Here is a 26714-nt window from a genome sequence, read left to right as displayed (position 1 = left end):
TCATGTTGATGCGCTTGGCCCTCTATCTTGCGCTGCTGTTTCCGCTGCCCCTCGGGGCGGTGGAGGTCGCGGTGCAACCGGGGCCGGGTACCTTGCAACAAGCCATCGCCGGGGCGGCCCCCGGCGATGCGCTGCTCCTTGCGCCCGGACGCTACTCCGGCGCGATCACCATCGACCGCAGCCTGACGTTGCGCGGGGGCGAAGAGGCGGTGATCGACGGGCTGGGGCAGGGCACGGTCGTCACCATCGCCGCACCCGATGTCACGCTGGCAGGGGTGACGGTGACCGGCTCGGGCCTGAATGGGCAGGATCTGGACGCAGGCGTCAAGATCCTGAAGGGCGCAGACCGCGCGCTGGTGCGCGACAACCGGGTTCTGGGCAACCTGCACGGCATCGACGTGCATGGCGGCCGCGATGCCCGCGTCATCGGCAATACCATCGAGGGCACGCTCAACCCGCGCCTGAACGACCGCGGCAACGGCATCTATGTGTGGAACAGCCCCGGCGCGTTGATCGAGGGGAACTCGGTCCGCTGGGGGCGCGACGGCATCTTTGCCAACGCCTCGCGCAAGAACGTGTTTCGCAACAACGTCTTTCGGGACCTGCGCTTTGCCGTGCACTACATGTATACCAACGACTCGGAAGTTCTGGGCAATGTCAGCATCGGCAACCATCTGGGCTTTGCCATGATGTTCTCGGACCGGATCGTCGTGAAGGACAATCTCAGTCTGGGCGACCGAAGCCACGGCGTGATGCTGAACTATGCCAACAGCGCCGATGTCTCGGGCAATCTGGTGCGCGGCGGCACCGAGAAATGCCTGTTCATCTACAATGCGCACAAGAACCTGATCTTCGGCAACCGTTTCCAGGACTGCGGGATCGGCATCCACTTCACCGCAGGATCGGAACGTAACGTGCTGACCGGCAACGCCTTTCTGCGCAATCGAGAGCAGGTCAAATATGTCGGAACCCGTCATGTCGAATGGAGCTTCGAGGGGCGCGGCAATTTCTGGTCGGACCATCCCGCCTTCGATCTGAACGGCGACGGCATCGCCGATGGCGTGTTCCGGCCGAACGACCTGATGGACCACATCCTGTGGTCGCAGCCCGCCGCGGCCCTGCTGACCGGATCGCCGGCGGTGCAGCTTGTGCGCTGGTCCCAGTCCTCATTCCCTGCGATCCTGCCGGGCGGGGTGGTCGACAGCCACCCCCTGATGCAGGCGCAAACCATTCCCGTTCCCGACGATCTGGCCGCCGAGGAAGCCGCCGTGGCCGGACGTTGGGCGAAAGGCACTGAAGATGACATCGACTTTGAAGATCTCGGGTCTCACTAAGCGGTTTCCGGGGGTGAACGCCCTGAGCGATGTGTCCTTCTCGGTCGCGCCGGGCGAGCGGGTGGCCCTTCTGGGCCATAACGGCGCCGGGAAATCGACGATCATGAAGATCATCCTTGGCCTTCTGCCGGCAAGCGAAGGCACCGTCGAAGTGTGCGCAACCGCGCCGGGGTCGGCCGAGGCTCGCCGCCAGGTGGCCTATATGCCCGAAAACGCCGCCTTCCATCCGGCCCTGACCGGCGAGGAGCAGCTGCGCCACTATCTCGCGCTGCGGGGCGAGGACAAGGCGCAGGCGCTGCCTCTTCTGGAACGGGTGGGCCTGCACGAGGCTGCCAAGCGGCGGATCGGAACCTATTCCAAGGGGATGCGGCAACGCGTCGGCCTTGCACAGGCGCTGATCGGCCATCCGCGCCTTCTGGTGCTGGACGAGCCGACATCGGGGCTCGACCCGGTGTCGCGGCGTGATTTCTATGCCTTGCTGGACGATCTTGCGGCCGAAGGCGCCTCGATCCTGCTGTCGTCCCATGCCCTGACCGAGGTCGAGGCGCGCACCGACCGCATCCTGATCCTGTCGAAGGGGCGGCTGGTGGCCGAGGGCGGGTTGGGTGATTTGCGGCGTCAGGCGGATCTGCCGGTGACGATGCATGTCATGGCCCGCAACGGATATGCCACGGAAATCGCCCGCCGGCTGCCCGGCGCCATCCAGCTTGACACGCGGTTGCAGATCAGTTGCCCGCAATCGCAAAAGCTCGACCTGCTGGGCCAGATCACCGGCCTTGGCGACAAGGTGGCCGACCTCGACGTGGTGCCGCCCAGCCTGGAAGATATCTACAGCCATTTCAGCCGGAGGGACGGGCAATGAGGCGCATCCTTTCCACCGCCCTCGCAGAGCTTCGGATCTCTGTCCGCAACCGCTGGGTCGCCATTGCGCTGCTGCTGATGGCGGTGTTCTCGCTGGTCCTGACGCTGGCCGGGTCCGCCCCGACCGGGGGCATCGGCGCCGATGCCCTGTCGGTCACTGTGGCCTCGCTCACTTCGCTTGCGGTCTATCTGATCCCGCTGATCGCGCTTTTGATGAGCTTCGATGCCATCGCCGGCGAGGTGGAGCGCGGAACGCTGCCGCTTTTGCTGACCTATCCCGTCGCGCGCCTCGAGGTGCTGCTGGGCAAGTTCCTCGCCCATCTGGCCATTCTGGCGCTGGCGGTCGCGCTTGGATACGGGCTGGCGGCGGCGGTGACCGTCTCGGGCGACCGGGCGGCGGTCGCCGGGCTTCCCGCGCTGTGGCGGCTTGGCTGGTCTTCGGTCCTGCTGGGGGCCACCTTCCTGGGCGCGGGCTATGCGGTTTCCTCGCTTGCGCGCCGTCCCTCGGCCGCGGCGGGGCTGGCGATCGGGTTGTGGCTGGGGCTGGTCGTCCTTTACGATCTTGGCCTGCTGGCGGCCGTGGTGGCCGATAGCGGCGGCTGGTTCACAAGCACGGCGTTCCCCTTCGCGCTTCTGGCCAACCCGGCCGATGCGTTCCGCCTGTTCAACCTGACGGCCTCGGCCTCGATGGGGGCGGCGTCGGGGATCGGCGGGGCCTCGGCGACGATTCCGGTCTGGCAATCCTTCCTTGCCATGCTGTCCTGGCCCTTCGTCACGGTGCTGCTGGCCGTGCTTGCATTCCGAAAGGTGACACCATGAAACGCGCGCTGATATTCGTTCTGCTTCTGGCCGGGTGCAAGGAAGAGCTGACCCAGGCCGTCGATCCCGTGGCGCTTACGCCCGAGGCGGTGGGCCATTATTGCCAGATGAACCTGCTGGAGCATGAGGGGCCGAAGGCGCAGGTCCATCTTGAGGGGCTGCCGGGCGCGCCGCTGTTTTTCTCGCAGGTCCGCGATGCGGTCGCCTATGCACGCCTGCCCGAACAAAGCCACCCGATCCTGGCCATCTGGGTCAATGACATGGGCGCGCCGGGCGCGACCTGGGCTGAACCGGGGGCCGAGAACTGGATCGACGCGGCCTCGGCGCATTATGTTGTGGGTGCGGCGGGGATCGAGGGCGGCATGGGCGCGCCCGAGCTGGTTCCCTTTGCCCGTGAAGAGGATGCCGCGGCCTTTGTCCGCGAAAAGGGTGGCCGCGTGCTGGAGCTGGCCGCCATTCCCGATGCCATGGTGATCGCGCCGGTTCCGGGCGACGATACCGATGACAGTGAATATCTGGACCGCCTGAAGGCGCTGTCCGAGAAGGCCGGAGGATAACCGATGCTGAACCGACGCCGTTTCCTGACCATTGCCGCCGCGGCCAGTGTGGCACCCCTTGGCGCGCGTGCCGCCGATATTCATGTCGAAACCGGGATTGCGCTTGGCGCGAAGGTGACGCTGCGGCTGGCCCATCCCGAGGCGCGGATGTTCGCCGCGCGTGCCATGGCCGAGATCCGCCGCCTCGAGGCGATCTTCAGCCTGTATCAGCCCGACTCCGCGCTTGCGCGGCTTAACCGCGAAGGCCGGCTTGATGCGCCGCCGGCCGAGCTTCTGGAATGCCTGTCGCTGGCCGATGCGGTGCATCGGGGCAGCGGTGGCGCCTTCGACCCCACGGTTCAGCCGCTGTGGCAGGCCTATGCCGAAGCGGCGCAGAACGGCACGAAGCTGACCCCGGCCAAGCGCGCCGCCGCGCTGGAGCGCACGGGCTGGGGCGGGGTGCAACGCTCGGCCAGGGCGATCGCGCTGCGCCCCGGCATGGCGCTGACGCTGAACGGGATCGCACAGGGGCTGATCGCCGATCGCGTGGCCAACCTGCTGCGGGCCGAGGGGCTGGAATCGGTGCTGATCGACACGGGCGAAATGGCGGCGCTGGACGGCCCGCCGCAGGGCGGCGCCTGGCATGTGGCCCTGCAACAGGGCGGGGCGGTGGAACTGGCGAACCGCGCGCTTGCGACCTCGGCCCCGCTGGGGATGACCTTTGCCGGCGATGGCCGCACGAGCCATATCCTCGATCCGCGCAGCGGCAGGCCTGCCGCGGCAGCATGGAGGGGGATTACGATTTCCGCGCCCCGGGCGGCGCTTGCCGACGCGCTGTCCACGGCGGGATGCCTGTTATTCACGCGGGACGAGATCGCGCGGATGTGCGACGGCTTTGCCGGCGTCGTGCTCGAATCCGCCGTCTCTGCCTGATCCGGAGGTTGCGGGACAGAGGTGTCGGCCTCGACTCCGACCGGGCGGCGTTGCCGATAACCGTCCCGGGGCGCCTGGTGCTCCCGCAAGGCGCGCGCCCGGCATATCCGTCATAGGTGCGATGTCGTGCCGGTTATCGGCTCGCGAAAGGCGCGCATCGGGCCGGTAGTCCGTTCGGATTCCACGCGAAAATTCCTCTCGCATCATCGCAAGATAGCTTTGGCAGCCGAACTCCCGAAGCGGCGCGCGGGCGCCTGCATGGACCCCGAAAACCGCAGTTTCACCAATGTATGGTGGTGGCTTCACAACCCACTTGACAGGTGAAAAACGATACAATTAACATGTTAAATTATTAGGCGGAGGATCGGCCCGGCAAGGGCGATTGGCCGAGCAACGGGAGGAAAGAATGCTGAACTGGATTAGCCGCAAGGGACTTGTGGCCTGTGTCGTAACGACCATTCTCGGCGGCGCCCAGGGCGCGGCGGCCGAGACCATCGCGCTTGGGTTTGCCGGGGGAAGCGGCCCGACCGACATGCCCGCAGTGCTTGCCCTCGACGCGCTGAAAGCCCAGGGCTGGAGCACCGAGGTCATCGAATTCGATTCCCCCGACATCCTGACGCAGGCACTGTTGAACGGGCAGGTCCAGATCGCGGCCATGGGGCCGGCCACCGCCTTCGCGGCCGATCTGGCCGGTGCGGACCTCAAGATGGTTGCAAAGAACAACCGGAACGACTTCATGATCCTTGCCGCGCCGGGGATTGCGGATTGCGACGGCCTTGACGGCCGCATCGTTGCCATTCACAGCACCGGCAGCACCACGACCGCGCATCTGATGCGCTACATGGAAAGCACCTGTCCCGACGCGAAGCCGAACATCATCGTGCTTTCCGGGTCGGCCAACCGCGTTGCCGCGCTGCTTAACGGGCAGATCGAGGGTACCATCGTCCGGCTGGAGGACTGGATGGCGATTACTGGCGGCCAGGATGACCGCGCCCATATCCTTGCCATGCTGGTCGACGAACAGCCGACGCTGCTGACCCAGGCCATCGTGGTAAGCGCCGGCAAGCTGGAAGAGGACCGCCCCGCGATCGAGGCGTTCGTGACCGCGCTGGATGCCGAATTCGCCGCGATCTACGCGGACCCCGCCGCATTCGCTGCCAAGGCGGCCCCGCACCTGAAGGAAATCGACCCCGCGAAGCTTGCCGATGTCTATACCGCATTGGCTGAGGCCCAGATGTTCCCGCTGAACGAGGGGCTGAGCCAGGAACAGGTTGCCGACACGATCGCCTTCTATGAGGCCGCCGGCAAGGCCGAGCCTGGCAAGCTGACGCCGGACACGGTTGCTGATTTCTCCTTCACGGGCAAATAAGCCATGGCGTTCGCCAATACTTCAACCGGGCGCGCCGCTTCCCCGCGGCGTGTCCTGGAACTGCGCAAGCCGATCTCGGGCATGTCTGCGGCGATCAGCCGGATCGTCGCCTTCATCCTGTTCGCATCGGCATGGGAGTTCGGTGCCAGGGCAGCGGACTCGATCCTGATCCCCACCTTCACCGAAACCCTGCGCGCGCTTTACGAGACGACCCTTGTCACGGGCGAGATCTGGCCCGCGCTGTGGATCAGCAACGTGCCCCTGATCATAGGGTTCGTGGTCTCGGTGGCGATTTCGGTGCCGCTTGGTCTTGCGATGGCGCGCTGGAAGGTCATCGACCAGATGCTCAGCCCGGTGACGGCCCTTGCTCTTGCGCTGCCGATCGCGCCGCTGATCCCGGTGGTTCTGGTGGCGCTTGGGATGGGGCAGGCGCCCAAAGTGGTGATCATCGTGCTGTTTTCCTGGGTTTTCATCACCACGAACGTGCGCGCGGGCACGCGCAGGGTCGACCGCAGCCTGGTAGAGATGGCGCGCAGCTTTGGTGCATCAGAGCGTCAGGTCTGGTTCCGCATCCTGATCCCCGGCGCAATTCCGGCGGTGTTCGCGGGGCTGCGCATCGGACTGGGGCGCGCCTTCGCGGGGATGGTCATCGTCGAGCTGATCATGCTTCCGGTCGGTATCGGCGCGCTGCTTCTCGACTATCGCGGTGATTTCAAGGCGGGGCTTCTTTATGCGACGACGATCCTTGTCGTCATCGAAGCGGTCGTGCTTGCCGTCGCCATGCAGGCGCTTGAACGCCACCTTATCAGATGGAAATGAACCTATGTCATCCATGATCGAAGTGCGCGATCTTTCGCACGTCTACAACGCGCAAGGGCAGGGCGGGACGCCGGCGCTGTCGGATGTGAACCTGACCATCCGGAAGAACGAATTCGTCACATTCCTTGGCCCCTCGGGCTGCGGCAAGACAACCCTGATGCGGATCATCGGCGGGCTGGTCACGCCCACGTCGGGATCGGTGCAGGTCAACGGCAAGCCGGTGCGCGGACCCAACCTCGACTGCGCCATCGTCTTCCAGAACTTCGCGCTCATGCCCTGGGCAAGCGTTCTTCAGAACGTGGCGTTCGGGCTGGAAATGCGGGGAGAGCCGAAGGCGCAGCGGATCGAGAAGGCGCGCGCGGCCATTGATCTTGTCGGGCTTGGCGGCTTCGAAGAGAAATATCCAAAGCAGCTTTCGGGCGGGATGCAGCAACGCGTCGGCTTGGCCCGCGCGTTGGTCGTGCATACGCCGATCATGCTGATGGACGAGCCGTTCGGCGCGCTCGATCAGCAGACCCGGCGCTACATGCAGGAAGAGCTTCTGCGGATCTGGCAGAAGGATCAGCGGACGGTAATCTTTGTCACGCATGACATGGAAGAGGCCATCCTGCTGGGCGACAAGGTCGTTCTCATGTCAAACCGTCCGGGCCGTATCGAAGAGGTCATCGACGTGAAATTCGCGCGGCCAAGGGACCCCGAGGCGGTCGAGCGGTCGCCCGAGTTCGCCGAGCTGAAGGAATACCTCTGGCACCGCCTGCGCCAGATGCACGAGATGAGCGCGGCATGACCATGGCCCGTGACATGACATTCGGAACCGAAAGCGCCGGTGCGGCCGCGTGGCGCAGGCTGCGCAGCTTCGGCTCCACCTGGGGCGGCATCGCCGTCATCGCACTGATCTGGGAATTGGCCGGCCGCATCGCCGGGCAATTCTGGCTGCCGCCGTTCTCGACGGTGATCGCCCGGCTGTGGGAGCTGCTAACTGACGGATCGCTGACGCCGCATCTGCTGGCCAGCCTCGGCTCGCTGACGCTGGGATTTTCCATCGCCCTGGCGATCGGCCTGGTGGTCGGTTTCCTGATGGGGGTGTTCACCTGGGTGAACTCGGCGCTTGACGTCTATGTCAATGCGATGATGTTCACTCCGGGGCTGATCTTCGCGCCGATCCTGTTTGCGATCTTCGGGCTTGGCTTTGCAACCCGGGTCAGCGTGGTGGTGATCTATGCGGTGTTCATCATCATCATCAACACCGCCGCCGCCGTGCGCAATGTCGACAGGCCGCTGCTTGAGATGGCCGCGGGTTACGGCGCCAGCCGCTGGACCGCGCTGATCCGCATCGTCCTGCCCGATGCCTTCCCGCTGATCCTTGCCGGGATCCGCATGGGCGTGGGCCGCGCAGTCAAGGGCATGGTCAATGGCGAGATGTTCATCGCGCTGATCGGTATCGGCGGGCAGGCCGCACGGTTCGGCAAGCAGTTCGACTTTACGTCGGTCTGGGCCCTGTCGGTCTTCATCATGATCATCGCCGTGGTGATCAACCAGGGCGTCAGCCATCTGGAGCGGCGCATGACCTCCTGGGTCGAATAGCAGGGGCGCTTGCGCGGGGGAGGGTCATCCCCCGCGCGGACCAAGCCGGGACAGCAGGAATTCCAGTTCGTTGAGCAGATGTTCGACCCGGCCCGGCCCCATCACCTCTTCGATCCCGGCGTAGATCTCGGAGGCTTGCGGCGTGACAGAGGCGATGAGTGAGCGGCCTTCGGGCGTCAATTCGACAATCACGCGCCGCCCGTCGGCCTTGTCGCGGGTCGTGCGCAACAGGTTTCGGCTTTCAAGGGATTTCAGGATCCGGGTGAGCGAGGGAGCAAGGATGCAAGCGTGGTCCGCAAGGGTGGTGGCGTCAAGTTCGCCCTCTTCACGCAGCACGCGGATTACCCGCCACTGCTGCTCGGTGATGTCGTGGGCGTGCAGCATCGGGCGCATGCGCTCCATCACCGCCTCGCGTGCGCGCAAAAGCGCAATGGGTAGCGTGCGCTGCGTGCGGGCAAGCTCGAATCCGGTCTGTCCGGGCGCTTCGTGCTTTGGGGTATCCAATCTGTCCTCCTGCCTTCGGGGGATTAGTTCACATGTTATAAAGTTTGTCGCTTGACAAGTCAGGTATTAAATTAACATGTTAACAAAAATGGAGGAGACATGCCGCATCTCGTGATCGAATACGCGCCCGATCTGGCCGCCCAGGTCGAGATTGCGGCACTCTGCCGCGCCGCGCATGCGGCGATGGCCGCCGATCCGTTGTTCCCCTTGGCGGGCATACGGGTGCGGGCCTATCCGGCCGCCGCCTGCATGGTTGCCGATGGCCTGGACGAAAACGGTTTCGTGGCGATGACCCTTTCGGTCGGTGCGGGCCGCAGCAAGGCGGATCTGCAAGCCGCGGGCGCCGCCATCTTCAAGGCTGCCCAGCAGGTTCTGGCCGGGCCGCTTTCCGGGGCGCATTTCGCCCTGTCCCTCTATATCCGCGAGATCGACCCGGATCTCAGCTGGAAAGACAACCCCATCCATGCCCGCCTGAAGGGCAAGCTCTGACGAGGATCGCAATGACTGCTTTCGAAGACAATCTTGCCCGTGCCGAGGGCTATCTGGCGCGCTTTCGCAAGGACGGTGTGCTCAACCATATCAACGGGGTATCGGTCCCCGCGCGGGACGGGCAGTGGTTCCAGACCGCCACGCCGGTAGACGGGTCGGTTCTGGCGCAGGTCGCGCGGGGCGGGGCAGCGGATATCGACGCGGCCGTCGCCGCCGCGACCGAGGCCTTTCCCGCATGGGCCGCCTTGCCCGGCGCGGAGCGGCGGCGCATCCTTCATGCCGTCGCCGACGCGATCGAGGCCAATGCGGACGAGATCGCCCTGGTCGAATCCATGGATACCGGGCAGGCCATCCGCTTCATGTCCAAGGCGGCCCTGCGCGGGGCGGAAAACTTCCGCTTCTATGCCGACAAGGCCCCCGAGGCCCGCGACGGCAAGACGCTGCGCGCGCCGGGGCAGCTCAACGTCACCTCGCGCCGTCCGATCGGTCCGGTGGGGGTGATCACGCCATGGAACACGCCGTTCATGCTGTCGACCTGGAAGATTGCTCCGGCATTGGCCTGCGGCTGCACGGTGGTCCACAAGGCGGCGGAATTCTCGCCGCTGACCGCGAAGCTTCTGGTCGAGATCGCCGAAAGCGCCGGCCTGCCCAAAGGGGTTCTCAACCTCGTGCACGGGTTCGGTGAGGATGCGGGCAAGGCGCTGACCGAACATCCGGGGATCAAGGCGGTGGCCTTCGTCGGCGAAAGCCGCACCGGCGCGATGATCATGGGGCAATGCGCCCCCACTCTAAAGCGCGTGCATTTCGAGCTGGGCGGAAAGAACCCCTGCATCGTCTTTGCCGATGCCGATATCGACCGGGCGGTGCAGGGCGCGGCCTTCATGATCTATTCGCTGAACGGTCAGCGCTGCACCTCGTCCTCGCGGCTGCTGGTCGAGGAAAGCATCTATCCCGAATTTACGGCACGCGTGGCCGAGCTTGCCTCGAAGATCGTCGTCGGTCATCCGCTCGATCCGAAGACGGTGGTGGGGCCGCTGATCCATCCCGAACACGAGCGCAAGGTCTTGTCCTATTTCGAGATCGCCCGTGCCGAAGGCGCGACGATCGCCACTGGGGGCGAGAAGCTGGGCGACAAGGGCTGCTTCGTCCGTCCGACCCTGTTTACGGATGCGACGAACGACATGCGCATCGCCCAGGAAGAGATCTTCGGCCCGGTTCTGACCGCGATCCCCTTCCGCGACGAGGCGCATGCGGTCGAACTTGCCAACGGGGTGCAATACGGGCTTTCGGCCTATCTGTGGTCGAACGATCTGGAGCGCACGCTGCGGATGACCGACCGGCTGGATGCTGGGATGATCTATGTGAATTCGGACAACGTCCGGCACCTTCCCACCCCGTTCGGCGGCATGAAGAACTCGGGAGTCGGGCGCGATGGCGGCGACTGGTCCTTCGAATTCTACATGGAGCAGGTGAATGTCTGCCTGCCGACCCAGACCCGCCAGATCCCGAACCTTGGCTGAGACCATGGCGGACCGGGGGGTCCCCGATCCGCGCATTGACTTGAGGAGATACAGAATGAACCCTATCGCCGCCTTCCGGGCCGATGGACGGGATCGCTATGGCGTTGTTACGCCCGCCGGGATCGTTGACCTGACCGCCGAATTCGGCGCGCGTTTTGCGGGGCTGCGCGAGGTGGTCGAGGCCGGCGCCCTGGCAGAGCTTTCGGCTGCCGCCGAGGGGCGCCAGCCCGACTACCGGGCCGATGACGTGACCTGGCTTCCCCCGATCGCCAACCCCGAGAAGCTGATCTGCATCGGTGTGAACTTTCCCGACCGCAATGCCGAATACAAGGATGGCCAGCCGCAGCCCAGATACCCCTCGATGTTCGTGCGTTTCCCGCGCAGCTTCGTGGGGCACGGCGCGCCGCTGATCCGCCCGCCGGAAAGCGTACAGCTTGATTACGAAGGCGAGATCGTGATCGTCATCGGCAAGCCCGGCCGGCGGATTGCGCCCGAGGCGGCCTATGACCATATTGCCGCGCTCAGCCTTGCCAATGAAGGCACGATCCGCGACTGGGTCCATCACGCCAAGTTCAACGTCACCCAGGGAAAGAACTGGGATCGTTCCGGCGCGATCGGTCCTTGGCTCGTGCCGTTCTCCGATGGCGCGCAGATCGACGACATCGAACTTGTGACCCGCGTGAACGGAGAGGTCCGTCAGCGCGACCGGACAAGCCGCATGATGTTCGATTTCCGTTACATCATCAGCTATGTCTCGACCTTCACCACGCTGGTGCCGGGCGACGTGATCCTGTGCGGCACCCCCACCGGGGCGGGTGCCCGGCAGGAACCGCCGGTCTGGCTCAGGCCCGGAGACGTGATCGAGGTCGAGGCCGAAGGGATCGGCCGCCTCGTCAACGGTGTGGAGGACGAAGCGTGCTGAGCCGCGAGGATGCGGAAGCCGCCGCGGCCGATCTGCTGCGGGCCGAGCGCGAGCGCTGTCAGATCGGCCTGATTTCGCGCCGCTTTCCGGGCATGACGCTTGATGACGCCTACGCGATCCAGTCCGCGCAGATGACGCGCAAGCTGGCCGAGGGGCGGCGCATCGTCGGCTGGAAGATCGGTCTGACCTCCCGCGCGATGCAAGAGGCGCTTGGCATCGAAACGCCCGACAGCGGCGTGCTTTACGATGACATGCTGTTCGGGAACGGGGCGACGGTTCCGCGCGGCCGCTTCATCCAGCCCCGGATCGAGGCCGAGATCGCCTTCGTGCTGTGCCGGGGCATTTCGGGCAATGCCACCCGCGAAGAGGTTCTGGCCGCAACCGAATTCGTGACCCCCGCACTTGAAATCCTTGATACCCGCATCACGCGGGTCGATGCCGATACCGGCGCGCCGCGCGTGATCTTCGATACCATCTCCGACAACGCGGCGAATGCGGGGCTTGTCCTTGGGGATGGACGCTTCGATCCGGCCGAGGTCGACCTGCGCTGGATCGGGTCCATCGTGAAGAAGAACGGCCGTGTCGAAGCCACGGGGCTTGGGGCGGCGGTTCTTGACGATCCGGCAACAAGCATCGTCTGGCTTGCCCGGCGCATGGCGGGCTATGGCCAGGAATTGCAGGCCGGCCAGATCGTTCTGTCGGGATCCTTCATTCCGCCGATCGAATGCCCGCCCGGCAGCCGGATTCACGCCGATTTCGGCAGGTTCGGCGCGGTTTCACTGGATTTTGCGTAAGGAAAAACCCGATGGACGCAGCGGAAAACGCCTTCAAGGCCGATCTCAGGACGGGGAAAACCCAGATCGGCCTCTGGCTGTCGCTTGGCGAGGCCACCACGGCCGAGCTTTGCGCACAGGCCGGTTTCGACTGGCTGGTGATTGATGCCGAACACGGCCCGAACGGCCTGCGCGATATTCTGGCGCAGTTGCGGGCCATCGGGTCGGCCGCGCATCCGGTCGTCCGCCTACGCAGCGACGACCGGGCCCTGATCAAGCAGGCGCTGGATGTTGGTGCCAAAACACTGCTGTTGCCGATGATCGACAGCGTCGAGCAGGCGCGCGAGGCGGTGCGCTCGGTGCTCTATCCGCCGATGGGTGTCCGGGGGATCGGGGCATCGCTGGCGCGCGCCTCGCTTTACGGTACCGTGACGGATTACCTGCAAAAGGCCAATGACGGGATCTGTCTGCTGCTTCAGGTCGAAAGCCTGGCCGCGCTTGAGGCGCTGGACGGGATCCTGGCGCTTGACGGTGTCGACGGCGTGTTCGTGGGGCCCGCCGATCTTGCGGCGGATATGGGCCATATCGGCAACCCCGGTGCGGCGGAAGTCCAGGCCCGCGTGGTCGATGCGCTGCGCCGGATCCGCGCGGCGGGCAAGGCCGCGGGAATCCTGACCGGCGATCTGGCCCTAGCGCGTGGCTATCGGCAGATGGGGGTCGAGTTTCTGGCCATCGGCTCGGATGTCGGGGCGTTGAATGCCGGCCTGCGGGCAATGCGAAACGGGCTTTCTGGCTGACGGTATCCGTCAGGGGGCAGGGCGGTCCGGGAGGATCAATCCGTGCCGGTCGGAAGAACCAGTTCCGCCTCGAAGCCCGACGGGCTTCCGGGCCGGGGGGAGCGCAGCACAAGCGGCGCCGGGATCCGTTCCGCGATGGCCGCAACGATGGCAAGGCCAAGCCCGCTGCCCGCGTTTGCGGTGCTTCCCCTCTCGAACCGGCGGGTCAGCCGGTCAAGCATCTCTGTCGCAACGACAGGGCCGTCATTGCTGACGCGGAATGTGCCGTCAGGCCCTAGTGCGACCTCGATCCGCCCGTCGGGGGCGCCATGGCGCAGGGCGTTCTCGATGAGGTTGCGGCACAGGATGCCGAAGGTGTCGGGGTCAAGATCCGACATCACCGGCTGCGCGGGCAGGCCAAGCGCGATCCGGCCCGGTGCGGCGCGTTCGATGTCTTCCACGATCAGCCGGGCGGCGATGCGCAGATCCGCGCTGTGCCCAAGCCGCAGCCGCCCGCCTTCGGCGCGGGCAAGCTGCATCAGCCGCTCGGCCATCCGGGTCAGTCGCTTCAGCGAGGCCTCGATTTCGGCCGCGCGCTGTGCGGCATCGGCGTCCTGCGTTTCCGCCTGAAGCCGCTGCGCCTGCGCAATGGCCCCGGCCAGCGGTGTGCGCAGCTCATGCGCGGCATTGGCGGCGAAGCTGCGCTCGGCCTCGAAGGCGGATTTCAGGCGGGCCAGCAGCAGGTTCAGCGCGGCCCCGACCGGGGCGGCCTCGACGGGCAGATCCTTGCAGGGGATCGGGGTCAGGTCCAGCGGCGAGCGGGCGGCAAGCCGGTCGCGGTAACGCCGGAGCGGCGCAAGGCCCGAACGGACGGCCAGAACGATCACCAGCAACGCGGCCGGGATCACGACCAGAAGCGGAAGCCACAGGCGCAGGCGCACATCGCGCGCCGCCGCCGCGCGATGATCCAGCGGCTCCGCGATGGTCAGGCGGATCGTGCCCTGAAGCGCCTCTTCGCCATAAAGGCGATGCGTGGCGGAGGTGCGAAAGCCCGGCCCGCTCCAGGCGGGAAACAGGGCCGGATCGGCCTTGTGCGATTGCAGCAGGACGCGGCCCCTGTCGTCCTGCACGATATAGGTGAGGAACTCGTCATGTTCGCGCAGATCGGCCAGGCGTTGGGTCACGCCTTCGTCCTCGCGCCCGACGATCTCGACGACGGCCAGCGGAAGCAGGCGCTGCGCGGCCTCCTGCAAGGTCGAGTCGAAGATCCGGTCCATCTGCTGACGCATCGCCACCGCGGTGACGGTGGCCGCCAGGATCCACAGAAGGCTTAGCAGAATGCCAAGCGAAAGTCCCAGCCGAAGCTGAAGGCTGCGCGGCATTCTCATGGTGCCCCCAGCCGGTATCCCAGCCCGCGTTCGGTCTTGATCACCGCCGCACCCAGCTTCTTGCGCAGCCGGCTGACATGGACCTCGATGGTGTTGCTTTCCACCTCGGCGTCGAAGGCATAAAGCTTTTCCTCAAGCTGCGCCTTGGAAAGAAGCTGCCCCGGACGGGTCAGGAGCGCCTCGAACAGGGCCCATTCGCGCGCGGTCAGCTGCACGGGGCGGCCGTCGCGGCGGATTGTGCGGGCGGACAGGTCGATGGCAAGCGGGCCGTGCATCACGATCGGGTTGGGATTGCCGCTGTAGCGCCGCGCGACCGAGCCGATCCGCGCCGTCAGCTCGGCCAGGTCGAAGGGTTTCACCAGATAATCGTCGGCCCCGGCATTCAGCCCCTCGATCCGGTCGGACACCTGATCAAGCGCGGTCAGGATGATGACCGGCGTCACATCGCCCCGTGCCCGCAGCGCGCGAAGGAACACGATGCCCCGCCCATCGGGCAACATCAGGTCGAGCAGGACCAGATCATAGGCCGCACCGGCAAGGGCATCCCCCGCCGCGTCCAGCCGCGTGACCCAATCGACCGACTGGCCGCCTGCCGCGATCTCGTCGCGTATGGCGGCGCCCAGAACCGTGTCATCCTCGATCAGCAGGATCCGCATCGTATTCCCTTCCTTGTCCTGACGCGCATCCCTGGCAATCCAGGCTGACGCAAAGCTGATCGTGCCGCGCCGCGCGCTTCAGCATCCCGTCAGGTTCGCCGTGCATAACGTCCTTCAACCCGCCGCAACCCGGAGTTTGCGCCATGAAGAAGTCGCTGACAATTCTTGCCTTTCTTTCGATCCTTCCCGCAGGGGCGGCGCTTGCCGACGACGACTGTTTCGTGCCCATGGCCGACTGGCAACCAAAGGAGGCCGTGGCGCAGCTTGCCGGTGAAAACGGCTGGACCGTCCGGCGCATCAAGATCGACGATGGCTGCTATGAGATCAAGGGCACCGACACGGACGGACGCGAGATCGAGGTGACGGTTCACCCCGGCACGCTGGCCGTGATCGAGGTCGAATACGATGACGATGATGACGATCGCGCCCGCCGCGATGATAAGGGGTGAAACCATGACTGATACGATGAAACATGCAGACCCCGCGGATTTGTCCGGCCCGGTGGGTAGCGTGCGGGTCTGGGATCCGCTGCTACGCGTCTTTCACTGGGGCCTCGTGACGGCCTTTGCCGTCGCGTGGTTGTCGGCCGATGAGGTTCAGCCGGTGCACGAGCTTGCGGGCTATGCCGTCGCGGGGCTGATCGCCTTTCGCCTGATCTGGGGATTTGTCGGCAGCCGGTTCGCGCGTTTTGCGCAATTCCTGCGCGGCCCGGCCGTGACGCTGTCTTATCTTGGCGACATGATGCGCGGGCGCGAGCGGCGCTATATCGGGCACAACCCGGCGGGTGCGGTGATGGTCGTGGTATTGCTGCTGACGCTCGCGGGCACCGCGCTGACCGGCTGGCTGCTGGAAGAGCCGACGCGGCTTTCGCTGGTGCCAGAGCTTCCGCAAGCCGTATCCCCTGCTTTCGCGGATGGAATGGACGATCACGACAGGGACGACGATGAAGGCATGGAGGCGCTGGAGGATGTGCACGAAGCCCTGGCTACATTTGCCCTTGTGCTTGTGGCGCTGCATGTCGGAGGCGTCCTGCTGGCATCCTTCCGCCATCGTGAAAACCTGGCCCGCGCCATGGTGACCGGTACCAAGCACGCGCCGGGGCCGGACGACATCGCCTGACCGGCCAAGGCGCAAGGTAGATTGCCCGGCAAGGGCCCCGTCCGGAAGGCGGGGCCTTTTTGTTTGCCGCAAAGCTGACCGGAGGCTGACGGGGAAAGTGGCGGCGCGTCAGTGCGCGATCAGGTTCGGGGCGCAATGTCCTTTCATGGAAAAACCGATCAGAGGAGTTCGCACCATGAAAACGAAGCTTGTGGCCCTTGCCCTTCTTGCCACCCTTCCGGCCGGGGCGGCGCTTGCCGGCGTTGACTGCCGGCCGACCGCGCAGCCGCAATCCTGGGATGCCGTGATCGAGCTGGCACGGAATTACGACTGGACCCTGCGTGAGATGGAAGTTGACGACGGCTGCTATGAGGTTCTTGCGACCGACCCCGGTGGCAATGTCGTGAAAGCCAAGATCGACCCCGAAACCCTTGAGGTGGTCGAAGCCAAGATCAAGAAGTTCGCCTATCGGGCGCCGATGCTGGCGCCGGCGCCGTCGGTCGTGCCCCTGACCGAGGCGCCGAACTGACCCGAAGGCGCGCGACAGGATCACGGGCCGGCAGCAAGCGCCGGCCCGTTTCATTTTGAAAACCGGCCAAGCCGCGCGGACAGGGTGCAAGGTGGGGCAGGGCGCCTAGCGGGTTGCCATGGCAAGAACCTCGACCAGCGAGCTTGCCCCGAGTTTTTCAAGGATACGGGCGCGGTGATGATCGACGGTGCGCGGGCTGACCCCAAGGCGCGCGGCAATCGCCTTGCTGGAAATCTCGGAAGGATGGGCCACGATATGATCGACGATTTCGCGTTCGCGCGGGGTCAGGCGGTCGATGCGGGCAAGGCGCGCGCGCGCGTCCGCAGTGCGCTGCCGGGATTCGCGTATCTGTGCGCAGGCGGCCTCGAGTCGCTCGATCAGTATGGCCTGGGAAAACGGCTTTTCCAGAAAGTCGACGGCACCGCCCTTGATCGCCTGAACTGACTCTGGCACCCCGCCATGCCCGGTGATGAAGATGATCGACAGATCATGCCCCAGCTCGTTCAGCCGTGCCTGCAATTCCAGCCCGTCCATCCCCGGCATGCCGTAATCGAGGATCAGACATCCCTGACGCGAGCCGCCATAGGATTCGAGAAACGAGAACGCCGAAGCATGCGCCTCGACATCGAAGCCGCGGGTTTTCAGGGCGCGCGAAAGCGAGGAGCGGATGGCATCGTCGTCATCGACCAGGAAAATGGTAAGTGGGCTGTCGGGCATGGATTCTTCGCGGCCTCCTCCTCCGTGGTGCGATCCTGTTCCCCCTTGGTATTATGTGGCATCTGCGCCTTCTGCCAGATGTTCTTTCGTTTCAGGGTGTTCCGTCACGTCACGCGCCTCTCTGGCGACGGGCAGGGTGAAGCAGAACCGTGCGCCCCCCACATAGCTGTCGTCATGGATCAATGTGCCGCCATTCGCCTCGACGATCGAGCGGCAGATCGACAAACCCAGCCCCATACCATTGGGTTTCGAGGTGTCGAACTGGGTAAAAAGTGCGATGTCGGGGCTGATTCCTGGGCCGTTATCCTCGACCTCGATCATTGCCTGCCTGCCGTGTGCGGTGGCGCGCACGGTGACAAGCCTGTCGGTGTCAACGCCTGTCGACATTGCCTCGATTGCGTTGCGCAACAGGTTGACCAGCACCTGCGCAACCTGCACGCGGTTGCCTTCAAGCATGGGCATGTCGGCCGGCACCGTAGTTTCGATGGTGACGCCGGCCTCGGTCGCCTCGGCCTGCACAAGAAGCATGGTCTGGGTCAGCAGCATGCCGAAATCGAAGGCGATGCGCGCGCCTTCGTCGCGCATGATGAAACCGCGCAACGCGCGGATGATCTCGCCCGAACGCAAGGATTGCTGCGAGATTTCCGACAGGATTTCGTTCAGTTCGGCAACATCGGTTGGCTTTTGCCCCAGCAGATGCAGTGCCGTATCCGCGTTTTGTGCGATTGCGGTCAGCGGCTGGTTCAGCTCATGCGCGAGGCCGGCGGCCATCTGCCCCATCGTGTTGCCGCGCGACAGGTGCGACAGTTCGCGGCTGAGCTGCCGGATCTGCCCCTCGGCGCGCTTCTTGTAGGTTATGTCGTCCATCGTCACGACGGTATAAAGCGGCTCTTGCCCCTGGCCGTGGATGAGGATGGCGTTGATCGAGACCCAGATTACCTCTCCGTCCTTGCGCCGGCAGCGGATCTGACGATGCACCGCCACGCTCGCATCCTTGAGCGCCACCGAGCGCCAGACCGGCAGATCCTCAGGGGCGGCAAGGTCGGTCAGGTGCATATGTGCCAGTTCCCCCGCGCTATAGCCTGAAATGGCGCAGAAGCGTTCGTTGGCACGGATGAACGCGCCGCTGCCGGGCACGACATGGGCCACCCCCTGCGGGGCAAGGCGGAAGGTCTGACGATATTCCGCCTCGGACCGCTGGCGCGCCACGATCTGTTCGGACAGTGCCGCGTTGGCCCGCTCAAGTTCGTGATAGGTGCGGGGCAGCTTTTCGTTGGGGTCGATCTCGCCGCGCGACAGCATGGCCGAGCGCAGCGCGAAATCGCGGAAGGGCTTGTGGATCGCGTTGGCAAGGGCGAGGCTGATCAACCCGGTGACCAGCGCGACCGCCGCGGCGATCCAGATGTTCATCGCGCGGTTGCGCTTGATCGCGGCGGTGAAATCGTCCTCCGGGGCGTAGACGGCAATGGTCCAGGGTAGGATTTCGCCGGGCATGGGCAGGATCGCGGTCACATATTGCTCGCCCTCGTAGGAAAATTCCGAAGGCGCCTCGCTGCCGACCTGTCCGCCCCCCGCGGCGATGGCCGAAAAGGCCGTGCGCGCCACCGGATCGTCGAAATCGGCGATGTTCACGAAGCGAAGGGTACCGTCCACATTCGTCGTGCGGATCAGGTCGATGAGCGGATGGGCGATCACGTCGCCGTTGCGGTTGATGATCAGCGCGCGCCCCCGGTCGCCGATCTGCAACCTTGCCAGGAAATGCGAGATCATGCCGATCTCGATATCCACGCCGACCACGCCCTTCACCTCGCCTGTCGTGTTTTGCACAGGGGCGGAAAGCGTGATGCCCGGTTGTTGCGACGAATAGAAGATGTAGGGATCCGTCCAGACCGTCTCGCGGGTGTCCTTGGCGCGAACGAACCAAGGGCGGGTGCGCGGATCGTAAGGGTCCGCGTCGTCGCGGCGGGTCTCGACGATGCGGAAATCTGCGTCGCGCCAGACCAGTTCGACCTTGCGCGCGCCGTTCTCGGTCGAGATGAATTTGGTCCGGAACGGTCCGGGGCCGTCAGGGCTGCGCATGACGAACACGAAGCTGCCGTCTTCGGCGCCATAGTAAAGGCCCGAGAACTGAGAGGCGAGGCGCAACTGCTGGAACAGGAACTGTTCAAGCTGACTCAGGTCTTCGCTGACGATGACCTGGTTTTCGGCCAGCCGCGCGGCCAGCTCGGCCGCGTCCTTGGCCGGCCGCAGGAACCAGCGCGAATGTTCGATCGTGTTGACGCCAACGTCATGCAAAAGATCGCGCGCATGCCCGATCAGCGCACGTTCCGACGAGATGTATGAAGAAAACACCACAGCCAGAACCGCAAGAAACTGAAGCCCGGCAAGGCAGATGGCGATCACCATCCCCAGCGACTTGTTCATTCCCAGCATTTTTGTCGTCTCTTCCGTCATTTACCGCTGACGGCCGGGGGGAGGAATCGGCCGGCACGCCGCGTCGCTGTCTTCGATTTGAGGCCGGGTGATCGCCGCTCCGCAGGCACGGTAACAGAAAAAGGGCCAGATTGTCCTTGAAAAGCACGCATTGCTTCCTCGCAATAGGCAGATTTGCCTAGGTAATGTTGCGAATTCACAGGTCGTCCACTTTCGTGAGACAAAGGGCCAGTAAAGATTATCCGGTTTATTTCCGCCCAATCCTTTTCTTCCCGTGTTGGTAACGAGTATTGAGTGTTGGCGATGGTTCGGGCCAGAAAGCGAACCGGCCGGCGTCGTGGAGTTTCATCCGCGACGCCGGTTTTTTATTTTCAAAACAATGCGTTGACGATCTCCTTGAAAGTTCCGGGTTTCTTGGGGCTGTTCGTTCGACCCGTCCGGCGAAGGCCTGGAAACTTTTTGGCGGCATGTAACCCAACTGTCATCTGCCTCTCGTAAGCCAGCCCCCGGTAGGTTCAGGAGACAGACAGACCATGAAACAGATTCTCTATTCCAGCACCCTTGCCCTGACGCTCGTTTCGGGGGCCTCGGCGCAGGATTTGCCGCAGGCGGGATCGGACTGGTTCAAGGCGGCGCAGGACACGATCGCCGCGCGCCTTGCGGTCCAGCCGGTCACCGGCAAGGCCCGCAACGTGATCCTGTTCACGGCAGATGGCAACGGTGTGGGCACCAATTACGCGATCCGCTTGTTCTCGGGCCAGCAGGCCGGGGGGCTGGGCGACGACTATGTCCAGCCGCATGAGGCCTTCCCCAATGTCGCGCTGGTCAAGACCTATTCGTCGAACGGCCAGACCCCGGATTCGGCCCCGACCGCGGCCGCGATGAATTCCGGCATCAAGACGAAGAACGGCATGATCAACATTCTCGATACGGTGAATGTGGGCGATTGCGCCGCGGGGGCGGAAGCCGGAACCCGAACCTTCGCCGAGATCGTGAGCGAGATGGGCAAGTCCGTCGGCGTGATCTCGACCGCGCGCATCACCCATGCCACGCCGGCCGCGGTCTATGCCCGCACCGTCAGCCGCGACTGGGAAGACAATTCCGCGCTTCCCGAAGGCTGCACGCAGAAGGACATCGCCGACCAGCTTGCCGAGCAGATGAAGGCCGGCGTGATCGACCTGGCACTTGGCGGCGGGCGCGGCCATTTCCTGCCCGAAAGCGTGACCGATGTGGAAGGCAAGGCGGGCAAGCGCACCGATGGCCGCGACCTGACCGAAGAGCTTCGCGCGATCGGCGCCCAAGTGGTCTATGGCGAAGAGGATTTTGCCGCGCTCGCCCAGGGGGGCAATGCCCCGATCCTCGGCCTGTTTGAATCGAGCCACATGAAATACGAGGTCGACCGCACGGGCGAGCCGTCGCTGGCCGAGATGACCGAGGCCGCGATCAAGACGCTGTCGGCTAACGAGCAGGGCTTCTACCTGTCCGTCGAGGGCGGCCGTGTCGACCATGCCAACCATGACGGCAACCTTTACCGCACCGTCAGCGACGGCAAGGCCTTCGCTGATGCGATCGCAAAGGCGGTCGAAATGACGAATGCCGAAGACACGCTGATCATCGTTACGGCCGATCACGAACATGCCCTTGCCTTCAACGGATATTGCGGGCGCGGCTCGAATATCCTGGGACTGTGCATGGCCGAGAACGAGCAGGGTGTCGAGCATTCCGGAGTTCCTAATCTGGGCGATGACGGCAAGCCCTATACCGTGGCGGGCTTCCTAAACGGTGTGGGTTCGGTGCTGGTTCAGCAGGCTGACGGCAGCTATGCGGGTAGCCGTCCAGAGCTGAGCGAGGATCAGGCCACGGATGTCGACTACATCCAGCAGGCGCTTGTGCCGATGTCCTCTGAAACCCACTCGGGCGAGGATGTGGCGGTCTATGCGCGCGGCCCGTGGGCGCATCTGTTCGGCGGCGTGATCGAGCAGAACGTAATCTTCCACGTCATGAACTACGCCGTGCACGCCGAATAAGGCGCGCCTGTGTGACTGTGGGCCCCGGCGCGATCCGGGGCCCATGCCCGTTTGCCCGATACCTTGACGGAGAGTGCCATGAACCGCCGCCAGATCCTTGCCCTGATGCCCGCTCTGGCCATTGCGCGCGCGGCCCGCGCCGCAACGCCTGGGCCGGTGCGGCTGCGCGAACTTTACAACAAGGATCTGAGCTTTTCCGATCTTGCGCAGGGGGCAATGGGCAAGCGGATCGCTGTCTCGGGGTTCATGGCGCCGCCGCTCCGGGCGGAATCGGTGTTCTTCGTGCTGACCAACCGTCCCATGGCCGTCTGCCCCTTCTGCGAGCCGGGCATGCCCTGGCCCGACGACATCCTGGCCGTCTATGCCCGGCGGATCGTCGATGTCGTGCCCTTCAACGTGCCCATCCTGGCCGAAGGGATCCTTGAGCTGGGCGATCATGTCGATCCCGAGCTTGGCTTCTATTCGAAGGTGCGTCTTTCCGATGCCACCTTCGCGCGGGCCTGAGCTGATGGTCCCCGATCTTCTGGCCGCAGGGGTGCGGGTGCGCTCGGGCCGGGGGCGGGGGCTTCTTGCGCTGGATCGCCTGGCCGTGCCCGCCGGGCAGTCCGTTGCGGTGATGGGGGCCTCGGGCGCGGGCAAGTCGACGCTTCTGCATGTGCTGTCAGGGCTTTTGCCGCCTGATGAGGGGCAGGTGCTTTGGGGCGGGCAGGATATCGCCGCGCTGGACGAGGCCGGGCGCGCGGCGATCCGCCGGCACAGCTTTGGCCTGGTCTTTCAGGATTACCACCTTTTCGAAGAGCTTTCGGCACTGGGCAATGCCGCACTTGCGGCGGCCTTTGCGCCCCGGCCCGCGCGCGCAGCCCTTGTCGCCCGGGCCGGGGGCTGGCTTGCGCGGCTGGGGCTTGGGGGCCTGGACGCGCGCAGCGTGGCCAGTTGCTCGGGCGGAGAGCGGCAGCGCATCGCGGTGGCGCGCGCCCTTGCCTGCGAGCCGCCGGTGATCCTTGCCGACGAACCGACGGCAAGCCTTGATCGCGCGGCGGCCGATGCGCTTGGGTCCGATCTTGCGCGGCTTGCGCGCGCGGACGGGCGGACGCTGATCGCCGTCACGCATGACCCGGCCTTCGCCGCGCGGCTGGATCGCTGCCTTGTCATTGCCGATGGGCGCATCGTCGAGGACAGCCATGACTGAGATGTGGCGCGCCCTGTCGCCCGGCATGCAGGACGCCCTTGTCGCGCTGCTCCTTGTCGCGCCGGGGGTTCTGGCGGGTGCCATCGTCCTGCGGGGCCTTGCGCCCCGGGCGCTGGTGCGGGCGATGCTGCGCCGTTTCGCTTCGGTGAATGCGCTTTTCGTGCTGCTGATCGCGGTCTCGGTCGGGGTGGGGACCGGCCTTGTCGCGCAGGAACGCGGGCTCCGGCAGGGCTCGGCGCGGGCGGCCGGGAAGTTCGACCTAATCGTCGCCGCGCCAGGCAGCGAGCTGACCGCGATGCTGGCCGCCGTCTATCTGCAACCCTCTGACATGGCGCTTCTTTCCGGCGCTCAGTATGCTGAGATTGCCGGGGCCGACGGGGTCGATTTCGCGGCCCCTATCGCCTTTGGCGACAGCTATCAGGGTGCGCCGGTCGTCGGCACCACGGCGCAATTCGTGACCCATCTGGCGGGCCCCTTGGCGGAAGGCCGTCTTTTCGCCACGCGGGACGAGGCCGTGGTCGGCGCCTATGCGCCGCTGGCGCCAGGGGCCTCGTTCAGCCCCGTTCATGGCGAAGCCGATGCTGCGGAACATGACGCGCATGACGGCGTTTCCTACCGCGTGACCGGCCGGATAGCGCCGACCGGAAGCCCGTGGGATCGCGCCATCCTCGTGCCGGTCGAAGGGGTCTGGGCGGTTCACGGGCTGCCCGATGGCCATGCGCCGGGCGATGCGCGGATCGGCCCGCCTTTCCTGAGCGACCAGATTCCCGGCACCCCCGCGGTTCTGGTGCGCGCCCGCGAGGTCTGGGGCAATTACGCGCTGAAATCGCAATTCACCCGCAAGGACATGATGGCCTTCTTTCCCGGCACGGTGCTGGCGCAGCTTCACGGACTGATGCGCGAGATCCGCAGCGCCATGTCCCTTCTGGCGGTGCTGAGCCAGGTTCTGGTGACGCTGTCGGTACTGATCGGCCTGATGATCCTGATGCGACTGATCGCGCGCAGTCTTGCTGTCCTGCGCGCGATCGGTGCGCCGGGGCGCTTCGTCTTCGCCGTGGTCTGGAGCTATTGCGCGGTGCTGATCGCGGCGGGGGCGGGCATAGGGCTCGGGCTTGGCTGGGGCGCGGCGCGGCTTCTTTCGGCCGTTATCACAAGCCGGACCGATGTTCTGGTGACCGCCCGGCTTGGCTGGAACGAGGTGCACCTGGTCGCCGGATTCATCAGCCTCACGCTTCTGCTTGCGCTGTTGCCGGCATGGGCCGCGATCCGGCGGCGCCTGTTGGTTGATCTTCGAGGCTGATTTAATCTTTCATTTGTTTCATTGTGTTATGCGCTTCTTGTGTTACGGCAGCGCCAATCCCGGCGAACGAGCGTGCCTCTTCCGTGTCGTGGAAGTCGATGATGGCTGTGCCATTGAGTTCGATCCCCGCCCACCGCCGCCCATATCGACAACAGGGCCGTGCCTTCGGGCGCGGCATTTTCCATTGTAGAAGTCCGAATGTGGCAGAGTTGTTGAGGAGGCCCCCGAAAACGACAAAGATCTCGCTTTTGCGAGACTTTTATGCCGTTGATCGTATTAAGAGATTTTGGCTCCGGCGGTAGGGATCGAACCTACGACCAATTGATTAACAGTTAGCATGTTAATCAGTGATTTCAATTGGTTAGGTTGCTGCGATGGGTTTTCTGGTCCGTTTCATATCAATGGGTTACGATCTCCGCAATCGCGCGGATTTGGGCATTCGCCCGCTGTCGGCCACGCTTTTCGGCGGCGGCGGCGTCGATCAGCTGGCCCTCGGTCTGCGGCGTCGGGCCGGTCCAGCCCGCCACCGGCTGGAGTAGATCAGGCGGGATATGCAGATCCGGCGCAGGGTCAGGGCCACAGCCGGCCAGCAGCCCGGCGCAGATGATCAGACAGCGGCGCATCGCGGCCCTCCATGGATTTCAGGTCATGCTCGATGTCGGCCCAGGCCTCGGCCTCGGCCGCCATCCGCTTGATATGGGCGGCGTGGATCTCGGCCGTCCTGGCATAGGACGCCACCTGCGCCTCAGCGGCCGACAGGGCGGCCGACAGGCGGGCGTTGCGCGATTGCAGGTGCCACGACAGCCCCCCAAGGCCAAGCGCCGCCAGCAGGGCAAAAATCAGCAGGTATTTGATCATCACCGCCGCAGCCCGGCATGGATCAGCAGCGCCACCGCCACGATGCCGATCACGACCCCGGCAGCGCCGGCGGCCAGAATTGCGACCACGGTCCAGAACAGGCTCATGCCATCGCCCTCAACTTGGCGCGCAGCATGTCGCGCAGCATGTTGCCCACCTCGATCGGATCGCCGGGCCGGGCCATGCCGGGCAGCCAGCAGATATCCCACTTCTGGCGCTGCGCGATCCCCAGCGTCGGCTGCACCTCGGCGTGGCTGTGCGTCGACCAGATCGAAACGGGGATGTCGTATTCCAATGCGAACCGCGCACTATCGATCAGCATCGCATCCAGCTGCACCTCGGTGATCGGTGACCGGCCGGCATCGAACGGCCGCTCGACAGCCTCCCGCATCGCGCAGAGCGATTGCCCGATCGCACCGTCATTGGCATAGCGCGTGTGGGCCAGATGCGCAGTCAGCGGGTGGGCCGCGATCACGCTGCCGTCGCCCTGATACAGGCGATGATAGGCGCGGCGGTCCGTCGCATTGGCCGTGTGCGCCCCACCGGTCCAGTGCCAGCGGATAATGCTGATGCCGGACGGATGGATGAGCGGCCGCCCGCGCCGTTTCTGCGCCGCCCGCGCCTCGGCCTCGGCCGCGCGGGTGCGCGGGCCGTATTTGCCATCGATCGGCCCGGGCCAGAACCCAAGCGCGGCGCAGCGCGCCTGAAGCATGCGAATTTCGTATGTGGTCATGTGGTGCACCCCGCGAGATGTTGCAGCAGCACGATCAGCACCGCGACGATCAGACCGACGCGGATGCGGTGCCAGAAATCGGCCCAGGGACATTTCTTGTCCCGGCGAATGACAGGGACTTTCGCGCGCATTATCCACCCTCCCCAGGCAAGCGTCCCGATCCGATGCGGGACAGAACCACCTCGATGATCGCGGGGCCGAACACGCCGACGAAATACGATGCAGCCCCGCCCGCACCAAACACGGGGATGACCTCGGCCGGCAGGTCCAGCCAGTGCGCGATCACGGCGCCAGACCCGGTGCCCATCCCCGCCGACGTCAGCGCACCCAGGGCGATCTGGCGAATGGCCTCGCGCGTACGAACCTTGATGATCAGCGCGTTGGTTGCGCCGCCCGCCGCGCCCCATGCCGCAGCAGCAAGCGTTGCGCTTGCCGCTGCAGATCGCCAGATCTCGCCCCAGATCGTTGCATCGTTCTCGTTCATTCTGCTCGTCTCCGCTGGTCGTTCGGCCGGGCGATCACGCCCGGGTCATCAGGATGTAGGGGG

General features: G+C 65.2%; 31 protein-coding genes. 21 read left to right on the top strand and 10 right to left on the bottom strand.

Annotation, left to right across the window (positions count from 1 at the left end):
• Positions 1-2 precede the first annotated feature (2 nt).
• The 9 genes from AC4PTO_RS10600 (at position 3) to AC4PTO_RS10560 (ending at position 8255) form a co-directional block, all read left to right on the top strand.
• Positions 3-1334, top strand: coding sequence for a nitrous oxide reductase family maturation protein NosD (locus tag AC4PTO_RS10600; protein WP_492728289.1), 1332 nt, complete (start codon positions 3-5; stop codon positions 1332-1334).
• Positions 1300-2196 carry an ABC transporter ATP-binding protein gene (locus AC4PTO_RS10595; protein ID WP_492728287.1) on the top strand — a complete coding sequence of 299 codons (897 nt, stop codon included), beginning with the start codon at positions 1300-1302 and terminating at the stop codon, positions 2194-2196. Before AC4PTO_RS10600 ends, AC4PTO_RS10595 begins: the two co-directional genes overlap by 35 nt.
• Positions 2193-3014: an ABC transporter permease gene (locus AC4PTO_RS10590; protein ID WP_492728285.1), complete on the top strand. Its 822-nt coding sequence runs from the start codon at positions 2193-2195 to the stop codon at positions 3012-3014. Before AC4PTO_RS10595 ends, AC4PTO_RS10590 begins: the two co-directional genes overlap by 4 nt.
• Positions 3011-3571, top strand: coding sequence for a nitrous oxide reductase accessory protein NosL (locus AC4PTO_RS10585; protein ID WP_492728283.1), 561 nt, complete (start codon positions 3011-3013; stop codon positions 3569-3571). Before AC4PTO_RS10590 ends, AC4PTO_RS10585 begins: the two co-directional genes overlap by 4 nt.
• Before the next feature lie 3 nt (positions 3572-3574).
• A complete protein-coding gene (locus AC4PTO_RS10580; RefSeq protein WP_492728282.1) occupies positions 3575-4483 on the top strand; it encodes an FAD:protein FMN transferase in 909 nt (302 codons plus the stop codon).
• Positions 4484-4889: 406 nt separating this feature from the next.
• Complete coding sequence (locus AC4PTO_RS10575; RefSeq protein ID WP_492728280.1) at positions 4890-5852, top strand: ABC transporter substrate-binding protein; 963 nt, start codon at positions 4890-4892, stop codon at positions 5850-5852.
• A gap of 3 nt (positions 5853-5855) precedes the next feature.
• Complete coding sequence (locus AC4PTO_RS10570) at positions 5856-6671, top strand: ABC transporter permease (RefSeq protein ID WP_492728278.1); 816 nt, start codon at positions 5856-5858, stop codon at positions 6669-6671.
• 4 nt (positions 6672-6675) lie between these two features.
• The gene (locus AC4PTO_RS10565) at positions 6676-7458 is read left to right on the top strand and encodes an ABC transporter ATP-binding protein (protein ID WP_492728276.1); all 783 of its coding nucleotides are present in this window, start codon (positions 6676-6678) and stop codon (positions 7456-7458) included.
• Complete coding sequence (locus AC4PTO_RS10560) at positions 7455-8255, top strand: ABC transporter permease (protein WP_492728274.1); 801 nt, start codon at positions 7455-7457, stop codon at positions 8253-8255. Before AC4PTO_RS10565 ends, AC4PTO_RS10560 begins: the two co-directional genes overlap by 4 nt.
• 24 nt (positions 8256-8279) lie before the next feature.
• Here AC4PTO_RS10560 and hpaR read toward each other — a convergent pair whose 3' ends face one another.
• The gene (hpaR, locus tag AC4PTO_RS10555; protein ID WP_492728273.1) at positions 8280-8759 is read right to left on the bottom strand and encodes a homoprotocatechuate degradation operon regulator HpaR; all 480 of its coding nucleotides are present in this window, start codon (positions 8757-8759) and stop codon (positions 8280-8282) included.
• A gap of 99 nt (positions 8760-8858) precedes the next feature.
• Here hpaR and AC4PTO_RS10550 point away from each other — a divergent pair, with 99 nt between their 5' ends.
• Genes AC4PTO_RS10550 through AC4PTO_RS10530 form a run of 5 tightly spaced genes read left to right on the top strand, consistent with a single transcriptional unit; the run spans position 8859 to position 13260 of the window.
• Positions 8859-9248: a 5-carboxymethyl-2-hydroxymuconate isomerase gene (locus AC4PTO_RS10550; RefSeq protein ID WP_492728271.1), complete on the top strand. Its 390-nt coding sequence runs from the start codon at positions 8859-8861 to the stop codon at positions 9246-9248.
• Between the two features lie 11 nt (positions 9249-9259).
• The gene (gene hpaE, locus AC4PTO_RS10545; RefSeq protein ID WP_492728269.1) at positions 9260-10768 is read left to right on the top strand and encodes a 5-carboxymethyl-2-hydroxymuconate semialdehyde dehydrogenase; all 1509 of its coding nucleotides are present in this window, start codon (positions 9260-9262) and stop codon (positions 10766-10768) included.
• A 55-nt stretch (positions 10769-10823) separates the two neighbouring features.
• Positions 10824-11690, top strand: coding sequence for a fumarylacetoacetate hydrolase family protein (locus AC4PTO_RS10540; RefSeq protein WP_492728267.1), 867 nt, complete (start codon positions 10824-10826; stop codon positions 11688-11690).
• Positions 11687-12484 carry a 2-oxo-hept-4-ene-1,7-dioate hydratase gene (hpaH, locus tag AC4PTO_RS10535; protein WP_492733599.1) on the top strand — a complete coding sequence of 266 codons (798 nt, stop codon included), beginning with the start codon at positions 11687-11689 and terminating at the stop codon, positions 12482-12484. The genes AC4PTO_RS10540 and hpaH overlap by 4 nt, the downstream gene beginning before the upstream one ends.
• An 11-nt stretch (positions 12485-12495) precedes the next feature.
• Positions 12496-13260, top strand: coding sequence for an aldolase/citrate lyase family protein (locus AC4PTO_RS10530; protein WP_492728265.1), 765 nt, complete (start codon positions 12496-12498; stop codon positions 13258-13260).
• Between the two features lie 35 nt (positions 13261-13295).
• On the opposite strand, the gene AC4PTO_RS10525 is transcribed toward AC4PTO_RS10530, so the two are convergent.
• Positions 13296-14627, bottom strand: coding sequence for a sensor histidine kinase (locus tag AC4PTO_RS10525; RefSeq protein ID WP_492728263.1), 1332 nt, complete (start codon positions 14625-14627; stop codon positions 13296-13298).
• The gene (locus AC4PTO_RS10520; RefSeq protein WP_492728262.1) at positions 14624-15283 is read right to left on the bottom strand and encodes a response regulator transcription factor; all 660 of its coding nucleotides are present in this window, start codon (positions 15281-15283) and stop codon (positions 14624-14626) included. The genes AC4PTO_RS10525 and AC4PTO_RS10520 overlap by 4 nt, the downstream gene beginning before the upstream one ends.
• A gap of 143 nt (positions 15284-15426) precedes the next feature.
• Between AC4PTO_RS10520 and AC4PTO_RS10515 the strand changes: the two genes are divergently transcribed.
• The 3 genes from AC4PTO_RS10515 (at position 15427) to AC4PTO_RS10505 (ending at position 16910) form a co-directional block, all read left to right on the top strand.
• On the top strand, positions 15427-15732 hold the full coding sequence (locus AC4PTO_RS10515) for a PepSY domain-containing protein (protein WP_492728260.1): 306 nt from the start codon (positions 15427-15429) through the stop codon (positions 15730-15732).
• A 4-nt stretch (positions 15733-15736) separates the two neighbouring features.
• Positions 15737-16402 (top strand): cytochrome b/b6 domain-containing protein, encoded by a 666-nt coding sequence (locus tag AC4PTO_RS10510; protein ID WP_492728258.1) that lies wholly within the window; start codon positions 15737-15739, stop codon positions 16400-16402.
• Between the two features lie 175 nt (positions 16403-16577).
• The gene (locus tag AC4PTO_RS10505; RefSeq protein ID WP_492728256.1) at positions 16578-16910 is read left to right on the top strand and encodes a PepSY domain-containing protein; all 333 of its coding nucleotides are present in this window, start codon (positions 16578-16580) and stop codon (positions 16908-16910) included.
• Between the two features lie 105 nt (positions 16911-17015).
• On the opposite strand, the gene AC4PTO_RS10500 is transcribed toward AC4PTO_RS10505, so the two are convergent.
• Both AC4PTO_RS10500 and AC4PTO_RS10495 read right to left on the bottom strand, forming a co-directional pair.
• Positions 17016-17627: a response regulator transcription factor gene (locus AC4PTO_RS10500; RefSeq protein WP_492728254.1), complete on the bottom strand. Its 612-nt coding sequence runs from the start codon at positions 17625-17627 to the stop codon at positions 17016-17018.
• 51 nt (positions 17628-17678) lie between these two features.
• Positions 17679-20060, bottom strand: a complete 2382-nt coding sequence (locus AC4PTO_RS10495; RefSeq protein WP_492728252.1) for a sensor histidine kinase — start codon at positions 20058-20060, stop codon at positions 17679-17681.
• Positions 20061-20593: 533 nt separating this feature from the next.
• Between AC4PTO_RS10495 and AC4PTO_RS10490 the strand changes: the two genes are divergently transcribed.
• From AC4PTO_RS10490 to AC4PTO_RS10475, 4 genes are all read left to right on the top strand, one after another.
• Complete coding sequence (locus tag AC4PTO_RS10490; protein ID WP_492728251.1) at positions 20594-22087, top strand: alkaline phosphatase; 1494 nt, start codon at positions 20594-20596, stop codon at positions 22085-22087.
• Between the two features lie 78 nt (positions 22088-22165).
• Positions 22166-22591 (top strand): hypothetical protein, encoded by a 426-nt coding sequence (locus AC4PTO_RS10485; protein ID WP_492728250.1) that lies wholly within the window; start codon positions 22166-22168, stop codon positions 22589-22591.
• Positions 22569-23276, top strand: coding sequence for an ABC transporter ATP-binding protein (locus tag AC4PTO_RS10480; RefSeq protein ID WP_492728248.1), 708 nt, complete (start codon positions 22569-22571; stop codon positions 23274-23276). Before AC4PTO_RS10485 ends, AC4PTO_RS10480 begins: the two co-directional genes overlap by 23 nt.
• Positions 23269-24576, top strand: coding sequence for an FtsX-like permease family protein (locus AC4PTO_RS10475; protein WP_492728247.1), 1308 nt, complete (start codon positions 23269-23271; stop codon positions 24574-24576). The genes AC4PTO_RS10480 and AC4PTO_RS10475 overlap by 8 nt, the downstream gene beginning before the upstream one ends.
• A gap of 398 nt (positions 24577-24974) precedes the next feature.
• On the opposite strand, the gene lysC is transcribed toward AC4PTO_RS10475, so the two are convergent.
• From lysC to AC4PTO_RS10450, 5 genes are all read right to left on the bottom strand, one after another.
• Complete coding sequence (gene lysC, locus AC4PTO_RS10470) at positions 24975-25199, bottom strand: Rz1-like lysis system protein LysC (RefSeq protein ID WP_492728246.1); 225 nt, start codon at positions 25197-25199, stop codon at positions 24975-24977.
• Entirely contained in the window at positions 25147-25434 is a 288-nt protein-coding gene (locus AC4PTO_RS10465) for a hypothetical protein (protein ID WP_492728244.1), read from the bottom strand. Before AC4PTO_RS10465 ends, lysC begins: the two co-directional genes overlap by 53 nt.
• 103 nt (positions 25435-25537) lie before the next feature.
• Entirely contained in the window at positions 25538-26167 is a 630-nt protein-coding gene (locus tag AC4PTO_RS10460) for a peptidoglycan-binding domain-containing protein (protein ID WP_492728242.1), read from the bottom strand.
• Positions 26164-26298 (bottom strand): hypothetical protein, encoded by a 135-nt coding sequence (locus AC4PTO_RS10455; protein WP_492728240.1) that lies wholly within the window; start codon positions 26296-26298, stop codon positions 26164-26166. Before AC4PTO_RS10455 ends, AC4PTO_RS10460 begins: the two co-directional genes overlap by 4 nt.
• Complete coding sequence (locus AC4PTO_RS10450) at positions 26298-26651, bottom strand: hypothetical protein (RefSeq protein ID WP_492728238.1); 354 nt, start codon at positions 26649-26651, stop codon at positions 26298-26300. The genes AC4PTO_RS10455 and AC4PTO_RS10450 overlap by 1 nt, the downstream gene beginning before the upstream one ends.
• Positions 26652-26714 lie beyond the last annotated feature (63 nt).

This window comes from Rhodobacter maritimus, from assembly GCF_058747975.1.
The sequence above is the reverse complement of the archived record's forward strand: the minus strand, read 5'-3'. Positions and strand labels throughout refer to the sequence as shown.

Excerpts from the sequence above, each read along its gene's own strand:
- AC4PTO_RS10600 (WP_492728289.1), top strand. The coding sequence starts at position 3 with ATGTTGATGCGCTTGGCCCTCTATCTTGCGCTGCTGTTTCCGCTGCCC.
- AC4PTO_RS10595 (WP_492728287.1), top strand. The coding sequence starts at position 1,300 with ATGACATCGACTTTGAAGATCTCGGGTCTCACTAAGCGGTTTCCGGGG.
- AC4PTO_RS10590 (WP_492728285.1), top strand. The coding sequence starts at position 2,193 with ATGAGGCGCATCCTTTCCACCGCCCTCGCAGAGCTTCGGATCTCTGTC.
- AC4PTO_RS10585 (WP_492728283.1), top strand. The coding sequence starts at position 3,011 with ATGAAACGCGCGCTGATATTCGTTCTGCTTCTGGCCGGGTGCAAGGAA.
- AC4PTO_RS10580 (WP_492728282.1), top strand. The coding sequence starts at position 3,575 with ATGCTGAACCGACGCCGTTTCCTGACCATTGCCGCCGCGGCCAGTGTG.
- AC4PTO_RS10575 (WP_492728280.1), top strand. The coding sequence starts at position 4,890 with ATGCTGAACTGGATTAGCCGCAAGGGACTTGTGGCCTGTGTCGTAACG.
- AC4PTO_RS10570 (WP_492728278.1), top strand. The coding sequence starts at position 5,856 with ATGGCGTTCGCCAATACTTCAACCGGGCGCGCCGCTTCCCCGCGGCGT.
- AC4PTO_RS10565 (WP_492728276.1), top strand. The coding sequence starts at position 6,676 with ATGTCATCCATGATCGAAGTGCGCGATCTTTCGCACGTCTACAACGCG.
- AC4PTO_RS10560 (WP_492728274.1), top strand. The coding sequence starts at position 7,455 with ATGACCATGGCCCGTGACATGACATTCGGAACCGAAAGCGCCGGTGCG.
- AC4PTO_RS10550 (WP_492728271.1), top strand. The coding sequence starts at position 8,859 with ATGCCGCATCTCGTGATCGAATACGCGCCCGATCTGGCCGCCCAGGTC.
- hpaE (WP_492728269.1), top strand. The coding sequence starts at position 9,260 with ATGACTGCTTTCGAAGACAATCTTGCCCGTGCCGAGGGCTATCTGGCG.
- AC4PTO_RS10540 (WP_492728267.1), top strand. The coding sequence starts at position 10,824 with ATGAACCCTATCGCCGCCTTCCGGGCCGATGGACGGGATCGCTATGGC.
- AC4PTO_RS10530 (WP_492728265.1), top strand. The coding sequence starts at position 12,496 with ATGGACGCAGCGGAAAACGCCTTCAAGGCCGATCTCAGGACGGGGAAA.
- AC4PTO_RS10525 (WP_492728263.1), bottom strand. The coding sequence starts at position 14,627 with ATGAGAATGCCGCGCAGCCTTCAGCTTCGGCTGGGACTTTCGCTTGGC.
- AC4PTO_RS10520 (WP_492728262.1), bottom strand. The coding sequence starts at position 15,283 with ATGCGGATCCTGCTGATCGAGGATGACACGGTTCTGGGCGCCGCCATA.
- AC4PTO_RS10515 (WP_492728260.1), top strand. The coding sequence starts at position 15,427 with ATGAAGAAGTCGCTGACAATTCTTGCCTTTCTTTCGATCCTTCCCGCA.
- AC4PTO_RS10510 (WP_492728258.1), top strand. The coding sequence starts at position 15,737 with ATGACTGATACGATGAAACATGCAGACCCCGCGGATTTGTCCGGCCCG.
- AC4PTO_RS10505 (WP_492728256.1), top strand. The coding sequence starts at position 16,578 with ATGAAAACGAAGCTTGTGGCCCTTGCCCTTCTTGCCACCCTTCCGGCC.
- AC4PTO_RS10500 (WP_492728254.1), bottom strand. The coding sequence starts at position 17,627 with ATGCCCGACAGCCCACTTACCATTTTCCTGGTCGATGACGACGATGCC.
- AC4PTO_RS10495 (WP_492728252.1), bottom strand. The coding sequence starts at position 20,060 with ATGCTGGGAATGAACAAGTCGCTGGGGATGGTGATCGCCATCTGCCTT.
- AC4PTO_RS10490 (WP_492728251.1), top strand. The coding sequence starts at position 20,594 with ATGAAACAGATTCTCTATTCCAGCACCCTTGCCCTGACGCTCGTTTCG.
- AC4PTO_RS10485 (WP_492728250.1), top strand. The coding sequence starts at position 22,166 with ATGAACCGCCGCCAGATCCTTGCCCTGATGCCCGCTCTGGCCATTGCG.
- AC4PTO_RS10480 (WP_492728248.1), top strand. The coding sequence starts at position 22,569 with ATGCCACCTTCGCGCGGGCCTGAGCTGATGGTCCCCGATCTTCTGGCC.
- AC4PTO_RS10475 (WP_492728247.1), top strand. The coding sequence starts at position 23,269 with ATGACTGAGATGTGGCGCGCCCTGTCGCCCGGCATGCAGGACGCCCTT.
- lysC (WP_492728246.1), bottom strand. The coding sequence starts at position 25,199 with ATGCGCCGCTGTCTGATCATCTGCGCCGGGCTGCTGGCCGGCTGTGGC.
- AC4PTO_RS10465 (WP_492728244.1), bottom strand. The coding sequence starts at position 25,434 with ATGATCAAATACCTGCTGATTTTTGCCCTGCTGGCGGCGCTTGGCCTT.
- AC4PTO_RS10460 (WP_492728242.1), bottom strand. The coding sequence starts at position 26,167 with ATGACCACATACGAAATTCGCATGCTTCAGGCGCGCTGCGCCGCGCTT.
- AC4PTO_RS10455 (WP_492728240.1), bottom strand. The coding sequence starts at position 26,298 with ATGCGCGCGAAAGTCCCTGTCATTCGCCGGGACAAGAAATGTCCCTGG.
- AC4PTO_RS10450 (WP_492728238.1), bottom strand. The coding sequence starts at position 26,651 with ATGAACGAGAACGATGCAACGATCTGGGGCGAGATCTGGCGATCTGCA.